At 73.1% G+C, this 16,427-nt stretch carries 16 protein-coding genes and 1 tRNA gene; 14 read left to right on the plus strand and 3 right to left on the minus strand.

The window, feature by feature from the left end; translation table 11 throughout:
- The first annotated feature begins 52 nt into the window (after positions 1–52).
- From OHB09_RS28225 to OHB09_RS28280, 12 genes are all read left to right on the plus strand, one after another.
- Positions 53–487 carry a roadblock/LC7 domain-containing protein gene (locus OHB09_RS28225; protein ID WP_006141014.1) on the plus strand — a complete coding sequence of 145 codons (435 nt, stop codon included), beginning with the start codon at positions 53–55 and terminating at the stop codon, positions 485–487.
- Positions 484–861 (plus strand): DUF742 domain-containing protein, encoded by a 378-nt coding sequence (locus tag OHB09_RS28230; protein ID WP_167794206.1) that lies wholly within the window; start codon positions 484–486, stop codon positions 859–861. Before OHB09_RS28225 ends, OHB09_RS28230 begins: the two co-directional genes overlap by 4 nt.
- Positions 839–1,441 (plus strand): GTP-binding protein, encoded by a 603-nt coding sequence (locus tag OHB09_RS28235; protein ID WP_006141016.1) that lies wholly within the window; start codon positions 839–841, stop codon positions 1,439–1,441. The genes OHB09_RS28230 and OHB09_RS28235 overlap by 23 nt, the downstream gene beginning before the upstream one ends.
- Entirely contained in the window at positions 1,438–2,031 is a 594-nt protein-coding gene (locus OHB09_RS28240; RefSeq protein ID WP_006141018.1) for a GAF domain-containing protein, read from the plus strand. Before OHB09_RS28235 ends, OHB09_RS28240 begins: the two co-directional genes overlap by 4 nt.
- A 305-nt stretch (positions 2,032–2,336) precedes the next feature.
- Entirely contained in the window at positions 2,337–3,365 is a 1,029-nt protein-coding gene (tdh, locus tag OHB09_RS28245) for an L-threonine 3-dehydrogenase (RefSeq protein ID WP_006141019.1), read from the plus strand.
- A 46-nt stretch (positions 3,366–3,411) separates the two neighbouring features.
- Positions 3,412–4,608, plus strand: coding sequence for a glycine C-acetyltransferase (locus OHB09_RS28250; protein ID WP_006141020.1), 1,197 nt, complete (start codon positions 3,412–3,414; stop codon positions 4,606–4,608).
- Positions 4,609–4,660: 52 nt separating this feature from the next.
- Positions 4,661–5,566 carry a LysR family transcriptional regulator gene (locus OHB09_RS28255; RefSeq protein ID WP_040895705.1) on the plus strand — a complete coding sequence of 302 codons (906 nt, stop codon included), beginning with the start codon at positions 4,661–4,663 and terminating at the stop codon, positions 5,564–5,566.
- 69 nt (positions 5,567–5,635) lie between these two features.
- Complete coding sequence (locus OHB09_RS28260; RefSeq protein WP_006141022.1) at positions 5,636–5,995, plus strand: MmcQ/YjbR family DNA-binding protein; 360 nt, start codon at positions 5,636–5,638, stop codon at positions 5,993–5,995.
- 117 nt (positions 5,996–6,112) lie between these two features.
- Positions 6,113–6,186, plus strand: a tRNA-Pro gene (locus tag OHB09_RS28265).
- Positions 6,187–6,595: 409 nt separating this feature from the next.
- Positions 6,596–8,485, plus strand: coding sequence for an ABC transporter ATP-binding protein (locus OHB09_RS28270; protein ID WP_328922742.1), 1,890 nt, complete (start codon positions 6,596–6,598; stop codon positions 8,483–8,485).
- Positions 8,486–8,544: 59 nt separating this feature from the next.
- On the plus strand, positions 8,545–10,074 hold the full coding sequence (locus OHB09_RS28275; RefSeq protein WP_328922743.1) for an FAD-dependent oxidoreductase: 1,530 nt from the start codon (positions 8,545–8,547) through the stop codon (positions 10,072–10,074).
- A gap of 186 nt (positions 10,075–10,260) precedes the next feature.
- Positions 10,261–10,443, plus strand: coding sequence for a hypothetical protein (locus OHB09_RS28280; RefSeq protein ID WP_006141025.1), 183 nt, complete (start codon positions 10,261–10,263; stop codon positions 10,441–10,443).
- A 301-nt stretch (positions 10,444–10,744) separates the two neighbouring features.
- Here OHB09_RS28280 and OHB09_RS28285 read toward each other — a convergent pair whose 3' ends face one another.
- A complete protein-coding gene (locus OHB09_RS28285) occupies positions 10,745–13,018 on the minus strand; it encodes a catalase (RefSeq protein ID WP_319119297.1) in 2,274 nt (757 codons plus the stop codon).
- 274 nt (positions 13,019–13,292) lie between these two features.
- Positions 13,293–13,787, minus strand: coding sequence for a Dps family protein (locus tag OHB09_RS28290; protein ID WP_006141027.1), 495 nt, complete (start codon positions 13,785–13,787; stop codon positions 13,293–13,295).
- Positions 13,788–14,006: 219 nt separating this feature from the next.
- Between OHB09_RS28290 and OHB09_RS28295 the strand changes: the two genes are divergently transcribed.
- A complete protein-coding gene (locus OHB09_RS28295; RefSeq protein ID WP_006141029.1) occupies positions 14,007–14,780 on the plus strand; it encodes a sulfite exporter TauE/SafE family protein in 774 nt (257 codons plus the stop codon).
- Between the two features lie 28 nt (positions 14,781–14,808).
- On the plus strand, positions 14,809–15,567 hold the full coding sequence (locus OHB09_RS28300) for a cobalt-precorrin-6A reductase (protein ID WP_328922744.1): 759 nt from the start codon (positions 14,809–14,811) through the stop codon (positions 15,565–15,567).
- A gap of 19 nt (positions 15,568–15,586) precedes the next feature.
- Here the strand turns inward: OHB09_RS28300 and cobF are convergent, their stop codons facing one another.
- On the minus strand, positions 15,587–16,357 hold the full coding sequence (gene cobF / locus OHB09_RS28305) for a precorrin-6A synthase (deacetylating) (protein WP_006141031.1): 771 nt from the start codon (positions 16,355–16,357) through the stop codon (positions 15,587–15,589).
- Positions 16,358–16,427 lie beyond the last annotated feature (70 nt).

The raw sequence follows: 16,427 nt of genomic DNA on the forward strand, positions 1-16,427 counted from the left end.
GACGACCCGCACCACCCCCACCGCCCCCCGTACACCAAGGAGTCGATCCACCATGGCGAGCGAAGCGCCGACCGGCCACGCATCCGACCTCGACTGGCTGATGAGCGGCCTCGTGCAGCGCGTGCCGCACACCCGGAGCGCGGTACTGCTCTCCTGCGACGGGCTGGTCAAATCCGTGCACGGCCTCGATCAGGACAGCGCCGACCACATGGCCGCGCTCGCCTCCGGCCTGTACTCCCTCGGCCGCAGCGCGGGCATCCGGTTCGGGGGCGGCGGAGACGTCCGCCAGGTCGTCGTCGAACTCGACTCCTCGCTGCTGTTCGTGTCCACCGCGGGATCCGGCACCTGTCTCGCCGTCCTCGCCGACCGGGAGGCCGACGCCGCCGTCCTCGGCTACGAGATGGCGATGCTGGTCAAGAGCGTCCGCCCGTACCTGGTGACCGCGCCCCGGCAGCCCGTCGGCCGGCCCCCGGCGCTGAGGCCTTGAGCGCGGCCACCACGGGCGACGGGCCCTGGCTCGACGACGCGGCCGGCCGGCTGGTCCGCCCGTACCAGGCAAGCAACGGGCGGACCCGGCCGACCGCCGCGCTCGACCTGTTGTCCCAGGTGAGGGCCACCGGGGCGATCCCCCTCGGCTACCTCGGCCCCGAACACACCCAGGTGCTCGACCTCTGCGGAGGACCCGTCTCCGTCGCCGAGGTCGCCGGACAGCTCAAGCTGCCGGTCGCGGTCGCCAAGGTGCTGCTGTCCGACCTCGTCGACAGCGGGGCGCTCACCACCAGGCCCCCGGCCTTCCACCACAACCCCACGGACCGGTCCCTTCTGGAGGCAGTGCTCGATGGACTACGACGACAGCTCTGACCCCTTCCCCACCGCGCTGAAGATCCTCGTGGCGGGCGGGTTCGGAGTAGGCAAGACCACCTTCGTGGGCGCGGTCAGCGAGATCGCGCCGCTCAGCACGGAGGAACTCCTCACCACGGTCAGTGCCGCGACCGACAACCTCGACGGCATCGAGAACAAGGTCGAGACGACCGTGGCGATGGACTTCGGCCGGATCACCCTCGACCCGCGGCACGTGCTCTACCTGTTCGGCACCCCCGGCCAGGAGAGGTTCTGGTTCATGTGGGACGAACTGTCCGAGGGCGCACTCGGCGCGGTGATCCTCGCCGACACCCGCCGGCTGCAGGAGTGCTTCGCCGCCATCGACTTCTTCGAGGAGCGCGGCCTCGGCTTCATCGTCGCGATCAACGAGTTCGACGGTGCCCACCGCTACGACCCCGAGGAGGTGCGCGCCGCCCTCGACCTCGACCGCGGCGTCCCGGTCGTCCGCTGCGACGCCCGCATCTCCAGCTCCGGCGTGCAGACCCTGCTCGCCCTGGTCAAGCACCTCCTCGCCCACATCCCGGCCGCCCAGGCGCCCCACCACGGAGCCCGCACATGAGCCCCCGCCGTCTCCTGCTGACCCCGCAGGACGAGGACGCCCCGGAACGCGTACGAAGGCTGCGCGCCCTCGGCCTCGGGGAGCACCAGCACCCCGACCCCGCCCTCGACGCCTTCGCCGACCGGCTGGCGAACGTGCTGGCGGCCCCCTACGCGATGGTCAACTTCGTCGGTGAGCAACGGCAGTTCCTCGCCGGGCTGCACACCCCGGGGGGCCTCCCGCTGCCCGCCGCCACCGGGGCGGACGGCACCGGACGGGCGCGGCTGCTCACCCGTGACCACGGCTTCTGCCCGCACGTCGTGGTCCGCCGCCGGGCGCTCGCCCTGGAGGACGTGCGGGACTACCCGCGGTTCGCCGGCAATCCGATCGTCGACGAGACCGGCGTCCGGGCCTACCTCGGGGCCCCGCTGCCCGACCCTGACGGCCTCGCGCTCGGCACGGTCTGCGTCGCCGACGTCGTGCCGCGCCGCTGGGGCCGCGAGGGTCTGGACACCATCAAGGGGCTCGCCGCGGAACTCACCGCACGGCTCGTGGAGCGGGGGAGCGAGGGCGTGCCGCAGCCGCGCGGCACGGACGGCACGGTGGTGTGAAGGAAAGCTGCGGGCGCGTTTAAGAAACTCTCGATGGACCGCGGCCCGGCGGTACGGCACATTCCAGGGGGATCTCCCCACCGGGGGACCCAGGGCCTGTCGTTCGGATCAGCTCGCAGACGCGGGGTCTGGCACGCGCATCTGCGGCGTTGTCGTCACTCGCCGACGCTCCGCGTCGACTCCCTCCTCCGCCTTGCAACTGCACGCACCAGACCCCACTCACCGGCGCTGGATCGGCGTCGTCCGCCCCCTGCGACCTGATCCGAACGACAGACCCTAGCCGTCGAAACACAGGAGCCGTACGCGTGAAAGCGCTGGTCAAGCACAAGGCGGAGCCCGGTCTGTGGCTCCGGGACGTACCCGAACCGACCATCGGCCCCGGTGACGTACTGATCAAGGTGCTGCGCACCGGGATCTGCGGCACCGATCTGCACATCCACTCCTGGGACGGCTGGGCCCGAGGGGCCATCACCACCCCGCTGGTGCTCGGGCACGAGTTCGTGGGCGAGGTCGTCGACACCGGCCGGGACGTCACCGGCGTCAAGAGGGGCGACCGGGTCAGCGGCGAGGGCCACCTGGTCTGCGGCACCTGCCGCAACTGCCTGGCCGGCCGCCGCCACCTGTGCCGCGCCACCGTCGGCCTCGGCGTCGGGCGCGACGGCGCGTTCGCCGAGTACGTGGCCCTGCCCGCCTCCAACGTGTGGGTGCACCGGGTCCCCGTCGACCTCGACGTGGCCGCCATCTTCGACCCCTTCGGCAACGCCGTGCACACCGCGCTGTCCTTCCCGCTGGTCGGCGAGGACGTGCTGATCACCGGGGCCGGGCCCATCGGCCTGATGGCCGCCGCCGTGGCCCGGCACGCCGGCGCACGCCACGTCGTCGTCACCGACGTGAGCGAGGAGCGCCTGGAGCTGGCCCGCAAGATCGGCGTGAGCCTCGCCCTGAACGTCTCCGGCGCCACGATCGCCGACGGACAGCGCGAACTGGGACTGCGCGAGGGCTTCGACATCGGCCTGGAGATGTCCGGCCGCCCCGAGGCGCTGCGCGACATGATCGCCAACATGACGCACGGCGGCCGGATCGCCATGCTCGGCCTGCCCGCCGAGGAGTTCCCCGTCGACTTCGCCCGGATCGTCACGTCGATGATCACCCTCAAGGGCATCTACGGCCGCGAGATGTTCGAGACCTGGTACGCGATGTCCGTCCTGCTCGAGGGCGGCCTCGACCTGGCCCCCGTCATCACCGGCCGGTACGGCCACGAGGAGTTCGAGGCCGCCTTCGCCGACGCCGCGAGCGGCCGGGGCGGCAAGGTCATCCTCGACTGGACCGCGTAACCGCCGCCACCCGCACGCCCCTTCAGGCATCCTCAGGAGCCCTCCCATGTTCGACTCCGTACGCGACGACCTCCGCGCCACCCTCGACGAGATCCGCGCCGCCGGGCTGCACAAGCCCGAGCGCGTCCTCGGCACCCCGCAGTCCGCGACCGTCGCGGTCACCGCCGGCGGCCGCCCCGGCGAGGTCCTCAACTTCTGCGCCAACAACTACCTCGGCCTCGCCGACCACCCCGAGGTGATCGCCGCCGCCCACCAGGCCCTGGACCGCTGGGGCTACGGCATGGCCTCCGTGCGCTTCATCTGCGGCACGCAGGAGGTCCACAAGGAACTGGAGGCCCGCCTGTCGGCCTTCCTCGGCCAGGAGGACACGATCCTGTACTCCTCCTGCTTCGACGCCAACGGCGGCGTCTTCGAGACGCTGCTCGGCGCCGAGGACGCGGTGATCTCCGACGCCCTCAACCACGCCTCCATCATCGACGGCATCCGGCTCTCCAAGGCCCGCCGCTTCCGCTACGCCAACCGCGACATGGCCGACCTGGAGACGCAGCTCAAGGCCGCCGGGGACGCCCGGCGCCGGCTGATCGTCACCGACGGCGTCTTCTCGATGGACGGCTACGTCGCCCCGCTGCGCGAGATCTGCGACCTCGCCGACCGGTACGACGCGATGGTCATGGTCGACGACTCCCACGCCGTCGGCTTCGTCGGCCCCGGTGGCCGCGGCACACCCGAGCTGCACGGGGTCATGGACCGGGTCGACATCCTCACCGGCACGCTCGGCAAGGCCCTCGGCGGCGCCTCCGGCGGGTACGTGGCCGCCCGCGCCGAGATCGTCGCGCTGCTGCGCCAGCGCTCGCGGCCGTACCTGTTCTCCAACACGCTGGCCCCGGTGATCGCGGCGGCCTCGCTGAAGGTGCTCGACCTGCTGGAGTCGGCGGGGGAGCTGCGGGAGAAGCTGGCCGCGAACACCGGGCTGTTCCGGCGGCGGATGACGGAGGAGGGCTTCGACCTCCTCCCCGGCGACCACGCCATCGCGCCCGTCATGATCGGCGACGCCGCGAAGGCGGGGCGGATGGCCGAACTGCTGCTGGAGCGCGGGGTGTACGTGATCGGCTTCTCCTACCCGGTGGTGCCGCAGGACGCGGCCCGCATCCGGGTGCAGCTCTCGGCGGCGCACTCCACCGAGGACGTCGAGCGGGCCGTGGAGGCCTTCGTCGCCGCGCGGGCCGAGCTGGAAGCCGCCTGACGGTCCGGGCGGGGAACGTACGAGGTCACGCGGGTTTGCGATAATCGACCGCATGATCGAGGCGCGGCGGTTGCACATTCTCCGGGCGGTGGCGGACCACCGTACGGTGACCGCGGCCGCCGCCGCGCTGTACCTCACCCCCTCCGCCGTCTCGCAGCAGCTCGCCGCCCTGGAACAGGAGACCGGGCACCGGCTGGTGGAGCGCGGGGCCAAGGGGGTGCGGCTGACGCCGGCCGGGGAGATCCTCCTCGGCCACACCCACGCCGTCCTCGCCCAGCTCGAACGTGCGGAGGCCGAGCTGGCGGCGTACGACGCGGGCTCGGCCGGCACGGTGACGCTCGCCGCCTTCGCCACCGGCATCGGCCTGGTCGTCGCCCCCGCACTGGCCACCCTCGCCCGCACCGCCCCCGGCATCCGGGTCCGCGTCCAGGACGCCGAGGGCGACGCGAGCCTGCCGATGGTGCTCGACCGGCAGGTGGACGTGGCGGTCGCCGTCGAGTACCGGGGCGCCCCCGGCGCCGACGACCCCCGGCTCACCCACATCCCGCTGTACGCCGAGCCGTTCGAGGCGGTCGTCCCGGTCGGCCACCGGCTGGCGGGGGCGGAGGTGGTGCCCCTCGCGGAGCTGGCCAAGGACCCCTGGATCGGCCCCTACCCCGGCAACCCCTGCCACGACGTGGTCGTCCTGGCCTGCGAGCACGCCGGCTTCCAGCCCCGCCTCGAACACCATTCCGACGATTTCAGCGCCGTGCTCTCCCTGGCCTCCGCCGGCGCGGGAGTGGCCCTCGTGCCGCGCTCCGCGCTGCGCGGCCTGGACCTCACCGACGTCGTGGTCCGGCCCGTCGACGGGGTGGCGCCCACCCGCCGGGTGTTCGCCGCGGTCCGCCGGGGCGCCGAGGAGCACCCCCTGATCCGCCCGGTCCTGGACGCGCTGAGCGAGGCCGCGAGGGCCCACTGACGGGGCACCGGCGACCGCCCCGCCGAGGGCCGCGCCCCCGCTGTCGGTGCCGTTGGTTACCGTGCGGGCATGCCGGATGCCGAAGACGTACGCCGTATCGCCCTCTCCCTGCCGGACACGGTGGAGAAGACCGCCTGGAGCATGCCCACGTTCCGGGTCGCGGGCAAGATGTTCGCCACCCTCCCCGAGGACGAGACGTCCCTCGCCGTGCGCTGCCCGAAGACGGAGCGCGACGAACTCGTGCTCGCCGAGCCGGACAAGTTCTGGATCGCGGGCCACGAGGCCTCCTTCGCCTGGGTGCGCGCCCGGCTGGCCGCCCTGGAGGACGAGGCGGAACTGCGGGACATCCTCGCCGACTCCTGGCGTCAGGCGGCCCCGCCCCGTCTGATCGAGGCGCACCCCACGCTGGGCCTGCCCGCCTCCGGCTGAGCGCGCACCCGGGCCGGCACCGCCGCGCGGGCGAAAGCCGTGCGCGGCCGGCGCCCGGAGTGCGGTATGGTTTCCGTGCGCGTTCGCCCCGGGGGAAACCCCAGGTCAGGCGGACGACGGGACGTGGCGCAGCTTGGTAGCGCACTTGACTGGGGGTCAAGGGGTCGCAGGTTCAAATCCTGTCGTCCCGACTCGTGAGAGTCGCGGTTCAGGGCCGGTTTCGGAGACATCCGAACCGGCCCTCGGCATGTCCGCCGCCCTGCGGCCCCCGGCGGGGGGCGTTTCCGCCGAAATCGGCACCCGCAGGGCACCCTCGGCCACCGTCCCGCGGCAGCCGCTCCGGTCCGTCCTTCCCGCCGTACGTGACACCGCCCCACCACCCACCGTGACCCTCCCCGCCGCCCGCACCCTCCGGTGCGCGGGCGGCGCGAGTGACGCACGGCGCGCGGAGACCGGTGGCCGAAGCTGTTCGCACACCGTACGGACCGGCGAAAACCCTTGGACCGCACCGGCGTCCTCGCGGGACACTGCCACCTTCCACCGGCCCTCCCGCACACGACCGCCGTGCGGTGCGCCCCGACGCGACTACGGAGAGTCCCCATGCCCTCACCGCACGTACCCGACGCCCCGCCGGGCAGGTCCAAACGCACCGGCCCGGTCCTCCTCGCCCTGCGCCTCTACGGAAGGGAACTGGCCCGGCACAAGTGGCTCACCGCCGGGGCCATGCTGCTGCCCGCCGTCGGCAACACCGGCATCAACTACGTCGCCCCCCTCGTCGTCGCCAAGCTCGTCGGCCGCATCGCGGACGACAACGGCCTCGGCCTGCACAGCGCGCTGCCGTACGTGCTCGGCTTCGCCGGGGCCCTGCTGCTCGCGGAATTCATGTGGCGCCTCGGCCTGCACTGCCTCAACCGCCTCGCGGCCCGCGGCATCGAGCGCCTGTACATCACCGGGATGGACGAACTCTTCGCGAAGGACGCCGCGTTCTTCCACGACAACTTCGCCGGGGCGCTGACCAAGCGGGTCCTCAGCTTCGCCTCCCGCTTCGAGGACTGCGTCGACACGATGACGTTCCAGGTCATCGGCCGGATCGTGCCGCTGCTCTTCGGGGCGGTGGTGCTCTGGCGCTACGAACCGCTGCTGGTCGTGGGCCTGATGGTGATGATCGGCACGACGACGGTCTGCGTGGCGCCCCTCATCCGGCGCCGGCAGGCGCTCGTGCGCCGCCGTGAGGAGGCCATCGCCCGGGTCGCCGGGCACGTGGCCGACAGCCTGATGAACATGGAGACCGTCCGCGCCTTCGCCGCCGAGGAACGCGAGGCCGCCGAGCACCGCTCCCGCGTCGCCCAGTCCCGGCGGCTGACCCTGCGCTCCTGGGACTACGGCAATCTGCGCATCGACACCTTCGTGGCCCCGATGTCGGTGCTGACCAACGCGCTGGGCCTGCTCCTCGCCGTCGTCCTCGGCGGGGGCGCGCACGGCGTGGAGGCGATCGTGGTGGCCTTCACCTACTACGGCAACGCCACCCGCATCATGTTCGAGTTCAACCAGATCTACCGGAGGCTGGAGAGCTCCATGACGGAGGCCGCGCAGTTCACCGAACTGCTGCTCCAGCCGCCGACCGTGCTCGACCCGCCGTCCCCCGAGCCGCTGCGGTCCGGGCCCGCCGACATCCGCTTCGAGAAGGTCACCTTCGCCCACCGCGGCGGCAGGCCGCTCTTCCGGGGCCTGGACCTGACCGTGCCCGACGGGGCGAAGATCGGCCTGGTCGGCCGATCCGGCGGCGGCAAGACCACCCTCACCCGGCTGCTGCTGCGCATGACGGACATCGACGGCGGCCGCATCCTGATCGGCGGCCAGGACATCAGCCGGCTGCGCCAGGCCGACCTGCGCGGCCTGATGGCGTACGTGCCGCAGGACCCGGCGATGTTCCACCGCACCCTGCGGGAGAACATCGCGTTCGCCCGGCCGGGCGCCACCGAGGCCGAGATCCGCCACGCGGCCGAGGCCGCGCACGTCACGGAGTTCGCCGACGGACTGCCGGACGGCTTCGACACCATGGTCGGCGAACGCGGGGTCAAGCTCTCCGGCGGGCAGCGGCAGCGGGTCGCGCTCGCCCGCGCCATCCTGCGGGACGCGCCGATCCTGCTGCTCGACGAGGCGACCAGCGCCCTGGACTCCGAGAGCGAGGTGCTCGTCCAGGAGGCGCTGTGGCGGCTCATGGAGGGGCGTACGGCGCTCGTCGTCGCCCACCGGCTGAGCACGGTGGCCGGCATGGACCGGCTCGTCGTCCTCGACCGCGGCCGCGTCGTCGAACAGGGCACCCACCAGGAACTGCTCGCCTGCGAGGGGGCCTACGCCAAGCTGTGGCAGCACCAGTCGGGCGGCTTCCTCGAGCCCCTCGACGAGGACGAGGCGGAGGTCCCCGACGCCGACGACACCGGCGACCGCGACCCGGGCCGCCCCGTACTGGGCGCCGACCTGGTCTGAGGACGCGGCGCCGAAGGGCGCGCGGTGTGGCCCCGGGAGCGCGGGGAACCTGGGGTCACATGGACGAGCAGGCAGCACTTCACCGGTCGTACTGGCTCGAGACGGCCCCCGCGGGCGAACCCGGACCGCCGCCGGAGGACGGCCTCACGGTGGACGTCGCTGTGGTGGGCGGCGGCATCGCCGGGCTCAGCACCGCCTGGGAACTCGCCCGCGAGGGTCACCGCGTCGCGGTCCTCGAGGCCGGCCGGCTCGCCGGCGGGGTCAGCGGGCACACCACGGCGAAGCTGACCGCCCAGCACGGGCTGGTCTACGAGAAGCTGCGCCGCACCCGCGGCCCCGAGGCCGCCGGGCTGTACGCCCGCTCCCAGTACGAGGCCGTCCGGCACGCCGGGGAGATCGCCTCCGAGCTGGGCGTCGAGTGCGAATGGGAGGAGGCGACCGCCTTCACCTTCACCCAGGAGGAGGGCCGCGTCGAGGAACTGCGGGCGGAGGCCGAGGCCGCCCGCGAGGCCGGGCTGCCCGCCGCGTTCACCACCGAGACCGACCTGCCCTTCCCCGTCGCCGGCGCCGTCCGGGTCACCGGTCAGGCGCAGTTCCACCCGGTGAAGTACCTGAGGGCGCTCGCGGAGGACATCCGCCGCCGGGGTGGCACTCTCCACGAGAACACCCGGGTCACCGGCCTCACCGAGGGCGAGCCCTGCGTCCTGACCACCGAGGCGGGTACCGAGGTCAGGGCCCGTGAGGTGGTCGTCGCCACGCACTACCCGGTCTTCGACCGCGCGCTGCTGTTCACCCGGCTCACCCCGCGCCGCGAACTCGTGATCACCGCGCCCATCGAGGCCGAGGCCGCCCCGCGCGGCATGTACCTCACGCCCGACGGGAACACCCGCTCGGTGCGGACCGCCCCGTACACGGACGGCGAGCGCCTCCTCGTGATCACCGGCGAGCACTTCACCCCGGGCTCCGGGGTGGACGTCGAGGAGCGCTTCGCCCGGCTGACGGAATGGGCCGGACGCACCTTCGGCGACCTCCGTGTCACCCACCGCTGGGCCACCCAGGACAACGACTCCACGGACACCGTGCCGCTCGTCGGCCCCCTGCACCAGGGCAGCCGGCACGCCTACGTGGCCACCGGGTTCGGCGGCTGGGGGCTGAGCGGGGGTGTCATGGCGGGCAGACTGCTCGCCGATCTGATCGACGGACGCACCCCGGCGTGGAGCGGGCTGTACGACCCCCGGCGCCTCGCCTCCGTGGCCCGCGAGGGCGGGGAGTTCCTCAAGAACCAGGCCAAGGTGGCCCGCCACTTCGTCGGCGACCGCCTCACCTCGATGACCGGTCCCGGCGTCGAGGAGATCGCCCCGGGCGACGGGGCGATCGTCCAGGTCGGCGGGAAGCGCACCGCCGTGTACCGGGACGAGACCGGCGTCCTGCACGCCCTCTCCGCGCGCTGCACGCATCTGGGCTGCCTGGTCGCCTTCAACCGCGCCGAACGCGCCTGGGAGTGCCCCTGCCACGGCTCCCGCTTCGGCACCGACGGCGAAGTCGTGCAGGGGCCGGCCGTGCGGCCGCTGGAACGCAGGGAGTTGTGAGAGGGGCACCGGGTGCCCTCGCCGGAGTGTCGGAGTGTTGTCGTCGGGGTTACGTCGCCGGGGTTCCCTCGCCGGGGTTTCGGCCCGCGGGCGAAGGGCACCCGACCTCACAAGCACCGGCGAAAAGGTGCTTACCGTACTTTCCAGCTCTCCGCTCTCCAGGACGAAGAAGGAAGATGACTCGCTGTGACCGCGCACACCAGTGACACCTGCGTCGCCGATCGACTCGAAACCGGCTGGGCCAAGGCCAGGCAGGTGCGGGGCAAGGGCGTACGCACCTGTGTGCCGGCGGTCGAGGAGCGCGGCGAGCGCCACGGGCCGGAATCGGTCCGGGAGACCGAGGGGAACATCATCCGGGGCGAGGACTGAGGGCCGAGGAACAGGGGCCCACGTAGACCATCACGGAAACAGGGGTAGGTAGAGGGGCCGGAGCGGCGGTTGGCGGACCGTCGCTCCGGCCCCTCGGTCTGTGCGGCCTCGTCCGTAGTCCCTCGGCGTGTGCGGCCTCGTCCGTGGTCCCTCGGCGTGTGCGCGGCCTCGTCCGTGGTCCCTCGGCGTGTGCGGCCTCGTCCGTGGTCCCTCGGTGTGTGCGCGGCCTCGTCCGTGCGTGACGAAGGCGGCCCCCCGTCCCCTCGTGAACAGGGGACGGGGGGCTGCCGTGCAGGCGTGCTCAGCCCGCGGCCGTGAAACGCTCCCACACCCGGTGGGTGGCCAGCAGCCGCGTGACCTCGGCCAGCGCCTCCGGGCCGCTGTCGGCGCTCACCACACCGGGGGCGCCCGAGGGGACGCCCGCCGCCTCGAGCACCGTGCCGCCCCCGCCCCAGACACCGATCGCCTTGCCGTGCCGGAACGCCTCGTCCAGCAACAGCAGCACCCGGGGGTCCGTGGCCGTTCCGGAGGCCGGTTCCCCTGCCTTCGCGTCCCTGGCGCCGAGGGCGTCGGCGCCCCTGCCGGGCACCCCCGCGAGCAGCACCGCGTCGAACTCGATCGACCGGGCGGTGGTGAACGTGCGCTGCACGGTGACCGGGTCGGCCCCCTCGGCGTCCAGCTTGCCGCCCGCCGGGGCCACGACCAGCGGCACCATGCCGCCGTCGAGGACGGCCTGCCGTACCGCGCGCACGCCGTCCAGGTCGCCCTGCCCGTCGGTGACGATGGCGATCAGGCGGCCGTCGGCCGGCCAGTCCCCACCCACCTGGGAGAGGGCCGGGCTGGGCTCGACCTCCTCCAGCGCCACCGTCGGCTCCGGCGCGGGCAGCCCGAGCCCCGCGGCGACCGGCGCGCACAGCTCGGGGTCGATATTGGCCAGCACCTGCAGTCCGCGCTCCTTGATGGACTGCTCGTAGCACTTGCCGAGCTCGAAGGTGTACGCGGCCACGATGTGCTCCCGCTCCACCGGGCTCATGCTCCGCCAGAACCTGCGCGGCTGGCTGAAGTGCTCCGAGAACGTCTCCGGGGCCTCACGGACCTTCTTCCCCTGCGGCACGGTCACCGGCGTCTCGACGAACGCCCCCTCGTCGGCGCCCGCCGTGAACGGGCAACCACCGTCGAGGGAGTTGGGCCGGTACGGGGCCACGCCCGTGTGCACGGCCTGCTGGTGGAAGCCGTCCCGCAGCATGTCGTTGACCTCGGCGTGCGGGCGGTTGATCGGGATCTGCCCGAAGTTGGGCCCGGCGAGCCGGGTGATCTGCGTGTCCAGGTAGGAGAACAGGCGCCCGGCCAGCAGCGGGTCGTCGGTGACGTCGATGCCCGGCACCAGATGACCCGGGTGGAAGGCGACCTGCTCGGTCTCCGCGAAGAAGTTCGTCGGGTTCCGGTTCAGCGTCAGCAGCCCGATCGGCTGCACCGGCGCCAGCTCCTCGGGGACGATGTTCGTCGGATCCAGCAGGTCGATGCCCTCGAAGGTCTGCTCGGGGTTGTCGGGGAAGGTCTGGATGCCCAGCTCCCACTGCGGGTACGCGCCCGCCTCGATCGCGTCGTAGAGGTCCCTGCGGTGGAAGTCGGGGTCCACCCCGCCCGCGATCTGCGCCTCCTCCCACACCAGGGAGTGCACGCCCAGCTTCGGCTTCCAGTGGAACTTCACCAGCGTCGTGGCACCCTTCGCGTCGACCAGCCGGAAGGTGTGGACGCCGAAGCCCTCCATCATGCGGTACGAGCGGGGGATGCCCCGGTCGGACATGTTCCACAGGGTGTGGTGGGTCGCCTCGGTGTGCAGGGTGACGAAGTCCCAGAAGGTGTCGTGCGCGCTCTGCGCCTGGGGGATCTCCCGGTCCGGGTGCGGCTTCCCGGCGTGGATGACGTCCGGGAACTTGATCGCGTCCTGGATGAAGAAGACCGGGATGTTGTTGCCGACCAGGTCGAAGGTGCCCTCGGTGGTGTAGAACTTCGTCGCGAAGCCCCGGGTGTCGCGCACGGTGTCCGCCGAACCGCGCGAGCCGAGCACGGTGGAGAACCGTGTGAACACCGGCGTCTCGACGTCCTTGCCGAGGAAGGCCGCCTTCGTGACGCTCGCGGCGGTGCCGTACCCCTTGAAGACGCCGTGCGCGGCGGCACCCCGCGCGTGCACGACCCGCTCCGGGATGCGCTCGTGGTCGAAGTGGGTGATCTTCTCCCGCAGATGGTGGTCCTGCAGCAGGACGGGGCCGCGCGGGCCGGCCTTGAGGGAGTGGTCGGTGTCGTACAGCCGGGCGCCCTGAGCCGTGGTCAGGTGGGCGCCGTGCTGCGCGCGCGTCCTCGGATCGGCGCCGGTGGCCCGCCCGGTGGGGCTGACCGTCTCCGGCGCGCCCTGGTCCGGCTTGGGCGGCAGCGGCTCCCTGGGCTCGGTGGGCTCCGCGAGGGACGGGGTCTCGGGGGCCGGCCGGCCCGGCACCCCCTCGGGAGGCCCGTCGCCGCGGAGCACGTCGGCCGCCTTCTCCGCGAAAGCCCGCACGGGGTTCTTCTCAGTCATCGCACTCCCACGGTGGTTCTGTACGCGCCGTGCCTCACTGCGCGGCGGAGCCGCCTGAGTACCCGGGGGAGCAGGTGTCGAACGCGTGCGTTCGTGTGATTGTCGGCCCCTTGCCGAGGCTTGCCGACCCGGCTGTCCGGGCTTGCCGATCCGGCTGCCGGGCCCGCCGATGCGGCCCCTCGCATCACGACGCGCGGTCCGCCACGGGAGAGCCGTGGCGGACCGCGCGTCGTGACGGTCCCTCGGACCGACACGTCCCGCCCGGCGAGGGGAGTCAGCCCTCGTCGCCCTCCTCGTGCGGGTAGTTCTCCGCGTCGAACATCCACCGCTGCTTCTCCAGATCGGCGGTGATGGCGATCAGCAGGTCCTGGGTGACCGGGTCGGCCTTCTCGGTGGTCTCGATCCGCTCCCGCAGCCGCCGGATCGCCGACTCCAGCGCGTCCACGATCACCTGGACGACTTCGGAGTCGCGCACCCAGCCGACCTTCGGACCGCCCAGGCTGAACGAGGCGGCGATGGTCTCCGGCCGGCCGTCCGGTGCCACGCCGATCGCCGCGGCGCGCTCGGCCACGGTGTCGGAGAAGGCGCGGGCGCTGTCCACGACCTCGTCGAGCTGGAGGTGGATGGAACGGAACCGGGGCCCGACGATGCTCCAGTGGGCCTGCTTGCCCACGAGCGAGAGGCCGAGCAGATCCACCAGCGTCTGCTGGAGGGCGTCCCCTGCCACCCGACGGGCGTCGTCGGGGAGCGTGCTCTTCACTACGGTCATGCCGCGGTTCTCCTTGTCTAGTGTCCTCGGGTCCTTTGTCCTCGGGCCGGCGTCCCCGCGGGCCCTGGCGTCTCGGACGTCCCGCGTGTCCGCCCCACGCTCACGCGGGTGCCCACCACCCCCCGCCGGAAACCCGTCAGGGCCCGCCGGGGAGATAAGGACCGAAAGGCGAGATACTCCTTACGCGCCAGGTGGGAGCGGCATAGCATCGGTTGCCGCATGGACACGATCTCGCTTTCACACCTGAGCCCCTGGGGCTTCGCCGCGCTCGCCGCCGCCGTCGCGCTCGTCGGCTTCTCCAAGACCGCGGTGAGCGGCGCCAACACCGTCAGCCTGGCGGTCTTCGCGGTCGTACTGCCGGCCCGCGCCTCGACCGGCGTACTGCTGCCCCTCCTCATCGCCGGCGACGTCCTCGCCGTCCTCACCTACCGGCGGCACGCCCACTGGCCCACCCTGTGGCGGCTGTTCCCCGCGGTGGCGGTCGGCGTCGTCCTCGGCACCGGGTTCCTGGTGTGGGCCGGCGACGGGATGGTGAGGGTGTCGATCGGCGCGATCCTGCTGCTCATGTCGGCGGTCACGGTGTGGCGCCGGCGCACCGCCGAGCGCGGGAGGGACCCGGAGGAGGTGGTCACCCGGGGCGGCCGCGTCAAGGCGCGCTCGTACGGCGCCCTCGGCGGCTTCACCACCATGGTCGCCAACGCGGGCGGCCCGGTGATGTCGCTGTACCTGCTCTCCGCGGGCTTCCGCAAGCTCGGCTTCCTCGGCACCTCGGCGTTCTTCTACCTGATCGTGAACATCGCCAAGGTGCCCTTCAGCGTCGGCCTCGGCCTGATCGACGGCCCCTCGCTGCTGCTCGACGCGGCACTCGTGGTGTTCGTCGTCCCCGGCGCCCTCCTCGGCAAGTGGGCCGCCCGCCGCATCGACCAGCGCCTCTTCGAACGCCTCGTGATCGCCGCGACCGTGGTGGGCGGTGTGCAACTGCTGGTGCGGTGAGCCCGGGCGGGCACGTACGCTCCCCGGCATGCCCCCGCACGTCCTGATCCTCGGCGGCACCACCGAGGCCCGGCAACTCGCCGCCGCCGTGCTCGCCGCCCGTCCCGGCCTGCGGGTGACCACCTCCCTCGCGGGGCGGGTCGCCCGCCCCGGCGCCCTCCCCGGGCGGGTGCGCCTCGGCGGCTTCGGCGGGGCCGAGGGGCTCGCCGCCTGGCTGCGCGAGCACGCCGTGGACGCACTCGTCGACGCCACCCACCCCTTCGCCGAACGGATCACCGCCCATGCGGCACGGGCCGCCGCGGACACCGGCGTGCCCGCCGTGTTCCTGCGGCGCCCCGGCTTCCCGCCCCCCGCCCCGGAGGACCGCCACCTCCCGGTGCCCTCCCTCGCGGCCGCGGCCCGGACGCTGGCCGGACTCGCCCCGCGCCGGGTCCTGCTGACCACCGGACGCCTCGGTCTCGCCGCCTTCGCGGACCTCGACCACCACCACTTCCTCGTACGGTCGGTGGAGCCGCCCGGGCCTCCGCTGCCCGTCCGCACGGAGGTGCTCCTGGCCCGGGGTCCCTTCACCCACGAGGACGAGCTGACGCTGCTGCGGCGCCACGAGGTCCAGCTCCTGGTCACCAAGGACAGCGGAGGCTCGGCCACGGCCCCCAAACTCACCGCCGCCCGGCGGCTCGGCCTCCCGGTCGTCCTCGTCCGGCGCCCGGCACTCCCGGCGGGCGTGACGGCCGTCGAGGACGTGGCGGGCGCCGTGGCGAGGCTGGGCCTGCTCGGCGTCCTGTAGACGGCGGGGCGGGGGCGCCCTACGCGCCGGGCCGCCTGCGCAGCAGATACGTGTCCATGATCCAGCCCTTGCGCTCCCGCGCCTCCGCCCGCAGCCGGACGATCTCGTCGGCCTTCTCCGCCAGGGGGCCGGAGACCAGGATCTCGTCCGGGGTGCCGATGTACGCGCCCCAGTAGATGTCGATGTCGTCCTGCGCGTGGCGCAGGAACGCCTGGTGCGCGTCGAGCATCACCACCACGTCGTCGACCCCCTCGGGGAAGCCCTCCGCGAGACGCCGGCCCGTGGTGATCTGCACCGGGCGCGCCACCCGGTTCAGCCCCGTGCGGTGGCGGGCCACCAGCGCGGAGACACTGCTGATGCCGGGGACGACGTCGTAGCCGAACGCCACGTTCCCCCGCTCCCGCACCTCCTCCAGGATGCCCAGCGTGCTGTCGTACAGGGCCGGATCGCCCCAGACCAGGAACGCCCCGCGCTCCCGCTCGCCGAGTTCCTCGCGCAGCAGCCGCTCGTAGATGTCGGCACGGGCGCTGCGCCAGTCGCCGACGGCGGGGGAGTAGCCGGCGCCGCCGGCCGACCGGTCGCGCTCCGGGTCCCGGACCTCGACCAGCCGGTACGAGCCCTCGGGCAGATGCGCGTCGAGGATCTCGCGGCGCAGCCCCACGAGATCCGCCTTCACCTCGCCCTTGTCCAGGAGGAAGAACACGTCGGTGCTCCTCAGCGCCTTGACCGCCTGCAGGGTGAGCTGCTCGGGGTCGCCCGCTCCGATGCCGATGACATGAATCTCTCGCACGCCCCGAGTCTGCCGCACGCCGCCGTCCCCGCGTGCGGCGGCTCCGCGCGGGCTCAGGTCCCGGCTCCGT

This window comes from Streptomyces griseoaurantiacus (assembly GCF_036189845.1).
In the GTDB taxonomy this organism is placed as follows: domain Bacteria; phylum Actinomycetota; class Actinomycetes; order Streptomycetales; family Streptomycetaceae; genus Streptomyces; species Streptomyces griseoaurantiacus.

What these genes read in the sequence shown, in the direction of transcription:
- OHB09_RS28270 (WP_328922742.1), top strand. Translation starts at nt 6,596, where the DNA reads ATGCCCTCACCGCACGTACCCGACGCCCCGCCGGGCAGGTCCAAACGC.
- OHB09_RS28225 (WP_006141014.1), top strand. Translation starts at nt 53, where the DNA reads ATGGCGAGCGAAGCGCCGACCGGCCACGCATCCGACCTCGACTGGCTG.
- OHB09_RS28290 (WP_006141027.1), bottom strand. Translation starts at nt 13,787, where the DNA reads ATGACCGTAGTGAAGAGCACGCTCCCCGACGACGCCCGTCGGGTGGCA.
- OHB09_RS28285 (WP_319119297.1), bottom strand. Translation starts at nt 13,018, where the DNA reads ATGACTGAGAAGAACCCCGTGCGGGCTTTCGCGGAGAAGGCGGCCGAC.
- OHB09_RS28300 (WP_328922744.1), top strand. Translation starts at nt 14,809, where the DNA reads ATGCCCCCGCACGTCCTGATCCTCGGCGGCACCACCGAGGCCCGGCAA.
- OHB09_RS28295 (WP_006141029.1), top strand. Translation starts at nt 14,007, where the DNA reads ATGGACACGATCTCGCTTTCACACCTGAGCCCCTGGGGCTTCGCCGCG.
- OHB09_RS28240 (WP_006141018.1), top strand. Translation starts at nt 1,438, where the DNA reads ATGAGCCCCCGCCGTCTCCTGCTGACCCCGCAGGACGAGGACGCCCCG.
- OHB09_RS28250 (WP_006141020.1), top strand. Translation starts at nt 3,412, where the DNA reads ATGTTCGACTCCGTACGCGACGACCTCCGCGCCACCCTCGACGAGATC.
- OHB09_RS28255 (WP_040895705.1), top strand. Translation starts at nt 4,661, where the DNA reads ATGATCGAGGCGCGGCGGTTGCACATTCTCCGGGCGGTGGCGGACCAC.
- OHB09_RS28275 (WP_328922743.1), top strand. Translation starts at nt 8,545, where the DNA reads ATGGACGAGCAGGCAGCACTTCACCGGTCGTACTGGCTCGAGACGGCC.
- OHB09_RS28260 (WP_006141022.1), top strand. Translation starts at nt 5,636, where the DNA reads ATGCCGGATGCCGAAGACGTACGCCGTATCGCCCTCTCCCTGCCGGAC.
- OHB09_RS28235 (WP_006141016.1), top strand. Translation starts at nt 839, where the DNA reads ATGGACTACGACGACAGCTCTGACCCCTTCCCCACCGCGCTGAAGATC.